The sequence below is a fragment of the Achromobacter sp. 2789STDY5608615 genome, assembly GCF_001298995.1.
Classification (GTDB): Bacteria; Pseudomonadota; Gammaproteobacteria; order Burkholderiales; family Burkholderiaceae_B; genus Achromobacter; species Achromobacter insuavis.
On record NZ_CYTY01000033.1, the window covers coordinates 1 to 3,547 of the forward strand.

Sequence of the window (3,547 nt, forward strand, 5' to 3'; positions counted from 1 at the left end):
GGGGGGGGCGCCGCAATACCTGTCGGCGGACGATGTCGAGGTCCTGGCGCGGCCCTGGCGCGGCGTGTTCGGCGAGCCGGGCTGAGCCGGGGCGGGCTCCTTGCCAGTCCGATCCGTACCCGCCCGATCCCTTGGCAACCCGACCCCGTGCCAGCCCGACCTCCTACCAGTTCACCCGCGCCGTCAGCATCACATTGCGTTCGTCGCCGTAGTAGCAGGCATACGGGCACGCGGCGATGTAGCGCTTGTTCGTCAGGTTCTTGACGTTGAGCGCGAATTCCCAGTTCTGCAGGCGGTACCGCAACGCCGCGTCCAGCACGGTGTAGCTGGGCACCGTGACGCCGTCGCTTTCCTGCCGTCCCACGTAGCGCACGCCGGCCGCGGTGCTCAGGCCCGGCGCCGCCGCCAGTTTGTAGTCCAGCCATAGCGAGGCCATGGAACGCGGCACCGACGCCGGCCGCGCGCCTTCGTCGCCCCGGGTGCTCTTGGTGGTCCTGGCGTTGGTCAGCGTGAAGGCGGCCACCACGTCCAGATTGTGGTTGAGGCTGGCGCGGCCTTCCAGCTCGGCGCCGCGCGAGCGCACTTCGCCCGTCTGCACCGAGAACCCGGGATTGGCCAGGTCCGACGTGACCACGTTGCGCTGGGTGATGTCGTACAGCGCCAGCGTGATCGCCGCGTCGACGCCAGGCGGCTCGTACTTCAGGCCGATCTCGTGCTGCGTGCCGGTGGTGGGCTTGAACGGCGTGCCGCCGAAATCCATGCCAGAGGTCGGCTGGAATGACTTGGTGAAACTGTAGTAGGGCGCCATGCCGTTGTCGAACAGATACATCAGGCCGGCGCGGGGCGAGAACGCGTGCGAATCCTGCCTGCCGTCGTCGGGCGCTTCCTCGGTGCGCGCGCGGTCGTAGCGGCCGCCGAACAAGCCGATCCAGCGGCCATCGAATTTGATCTGGTCCTGGGCATAGAAGCCTACCTGGCGCGCGCGGCTGATGCTGCGCCTGGCGGGGTCCAGCGTCGGCGTGCTGCCGTAGACCGGGTCATACACATCGATCGGGACGGCATTCAAGCCCACCGCCTGATCGCGCGTCAGGCTGCTGCGGCTGGCGTCCACGCCGAACAGCAGCGTGTGCTCGAAGCGGCCGTGGCGCAGCTTGCCCAGCAGCTGGTTGTCCAGGGCGATGCCCTTGTCCGTGTCGTCGCGCGACACGGCCAGGCGCTCGACCCGCGCCGGGTTGGCGGCGTCGACCGAGCTTGTCATCATGTACAGGTTGTTGCTATTGGCGCGGTGGTTGTAGCCCAGCAGGTTCTGCCGCACCTGCCAGTCGTCGTTGATCTTGTGCTCCAGCAGGTAACCCAGGTGGCCGCCCTGCACCACGAAACGGTCGAAGCCCGGTTCGCCCAGGAATACCTTGCGCGAGATGGCGCCGTTGGGGTTGGGCAGCAGCGTGCCTTCACGCGGCTTGCCCACGTCGTAGGGATTGTCGGTGCGGCTCCAGCCGCCCAGCAGCGTCAGCCGCGTGGCGCCGCTCAGCTGCCATTCGAGCGAGCCCGACAGCGACTGGCGGTCGTTGTTGATGTGCCGCACCATGGTGTCCGCATCGCGCGCCAGCCCGGTCAGTCGGTAGCCCACATTGCCGTCCTCGGTGAGCGGCCCGCCGAAGTCCATGGCCAGCTGCTTGGTGTTCCAGGTGCCGTATTTCACCTCCATCTCGCGCAGCGGCTCGGCGGTGGGGCGTTTGCTGACCAGGTTGATGATGCCCCCCGGCGCGGCCTGGCCGTACAGGATCGACGCCGGCCCCTTCAGCACCTCGATGCGTTCGTAGTTGTACGGCTCCATGGCGCCGCTCATCGAGTTCATCGGGAGCTTCGTGCCGTTCAGGTACAGCGGCGCCGACCCGGTGATGTTGAAGCCGCGCACCGTGAAGCCGGTGCTGATGTTGCGCAGCGCGCCGCCGTCCAGCGACATCACGCCGGCGGTGTAGGCCAGCGCCTGGTCGAGCGAATCGGCGGCCTGCGCCACCACCTGGGCGCGCGGCACCACCGAGACCGACTGCGGCGTTTCGTGCAACGGCGTGTCGGTCTTGGTGGCCGTGGCGCTGTGCTTGGCGACGAAGCCGGCCACCGGGCCCCAGGCGGTTTCGGCGCCGTCGCCGGTGACGGTCACCGAGGGCAGCGTCTGTGCATCGTCCGCGCCGGCCGCCACCCGCAGCAGGTAGCCGCCGTTGGGCTGCAGGCTGGCGCGCATGCCCGTGCCCGCCAGGATCTGGCGCAGCGCCGACGCGGCGTCGTGGCTGCCGGTCAGTCCGCCGCTGCGCCTGCCGGCGACGTCGGCGGCGCTGTAGGACAGCATCAGCTGGCTTTCCAGGGCATAGCGGGTCAGCACGCTTTCGAGCGAGCCGGCGGGAATCGCGTAGGCTCGCGCGGCCGGCTGCGCCAGCGCGGCGGCCGACAGCAACGTGGCCGACAAGGACAGGACGGCCTGGCGGCCGGGCGAGAGCAGGGGGGGGGCGGCGCGGCCGATGAGGCGGGCGGCGCGGCGCGAGAGGCGGTCGTGCATGGCGGTCTTCATTTCCCGAGAAAAAAGTGGCTTCCATAGGGATTGCCACGCGAGAACGAAAAACCCCTCACGGCGGGCCGAAAAAAATCCGGGATCCGGCTTGCGGAATCGCCGGCGGCGTCACGGTTCGCGCCGCGCCACGGTCGTCCAGTAGCGCGTCACGCCGCGGATTTCCACGGGATGCGTGCGTTCGAGCATGTCCAGCACCTTGTCCGGATCGGCCAGCGGATAGATGCCCGAGACGCGCAGCGCGGCGACTTCCGGCGCACAGGCCAGCCGGCCGGGGCGGTAGCGGGCCAGTTCGGCGATGAAGTCGTCCAGCCGCATGTCGCGCGCCACCAGCATGCCGGTGGTCCAGGCGCCGGCCTGGGCATCCGCCTGCTGGTCGGTGCGGGCCGGCGCCTCGGCGCCCAGCCGGTCGTAGCGGCTTTGCTCGCCGGCTTGCACCACACGGCCCGCCGCGGGGGCATCCATGGGCTGGATTTGCACCGCGCCCTCCAGCACCGCCACCAGGTCGGCGTCGGCCAGATGCCGCGCGACGAATCGCGTCCCGAGCGGCCGCAGCCGGCCGCGGGCGGTATCCACGAACAGCGGGCGGGCCGGCCAGCCAGGCCGGACCGGATCCGGCGCCGTGGCGACCAGGATGCGGCCATGCAACAGCTCGATGCGGCGCTGGTTGTCGTCGTAGCGGATCGTGATGGCGCTGCGGGTGTCCAGGTCGACCCGGGTGCCGTCCGCCAGCGTCAGGGCGCGCCGTTCGCCGGTGCCGGTGCGGTAGTCGGCGTGCAGGTCCTGCCATTGCCAGCGCAGGCCGTCGCGCGCTAGCCAGGCGCCGGTGCCGGCCACGGCCCCCAGCGCCAACAGCTTCAGCGCGCCGCGCCGGTTGCGTCGTGCGCCGCCCCGCCTCAGCGTGCCGTGGGTCAGCGGCGCATCCAGGCCGCGCAGGTGCGCGCCGAACGATTCGATATGGCGCCAGGCGCGGGCATGGTC

The 3,547-nt window shown here is 70.5% G+C and carries 2 protein-coding genes; both read right to left on the reverse strand.

Features of this window, described 5'->3' with window-relative positions:
• Positions 1-163 precede the first annotated feature (163 nt).
• Positions 164-2,557 (reverse strand): TonB-dependent siderophore receptor, encoded by a 2,394-nt coding sequence (locus AOZ49_RS23675; protein ID WP_054478151.1) that lies wholly within the window; start codon positions 2,555-2,557, stop codon positions 164-166.
• A 120-nt stretch (positions 2,558-2,677) separates the two neighbouring features.
• The coding region (locus AOZ49_RS23680; protein ID WP_054478054.1) for a FecR domain-containing protein at positions 2,678-3,547 on the reverse strand (870 nt) is incomplete at its 5' end.

What these genes read in the sequence shown, in the direction of transcription:
- AOZ49_RS23675 (WP_054478151.1), bottom strand. Translation starts at nt 2,557, where the DNA reads ATGCACGACCGCCTCTCGCGCCGCGCCGCCCGCCTCATCGGCCGCGCC.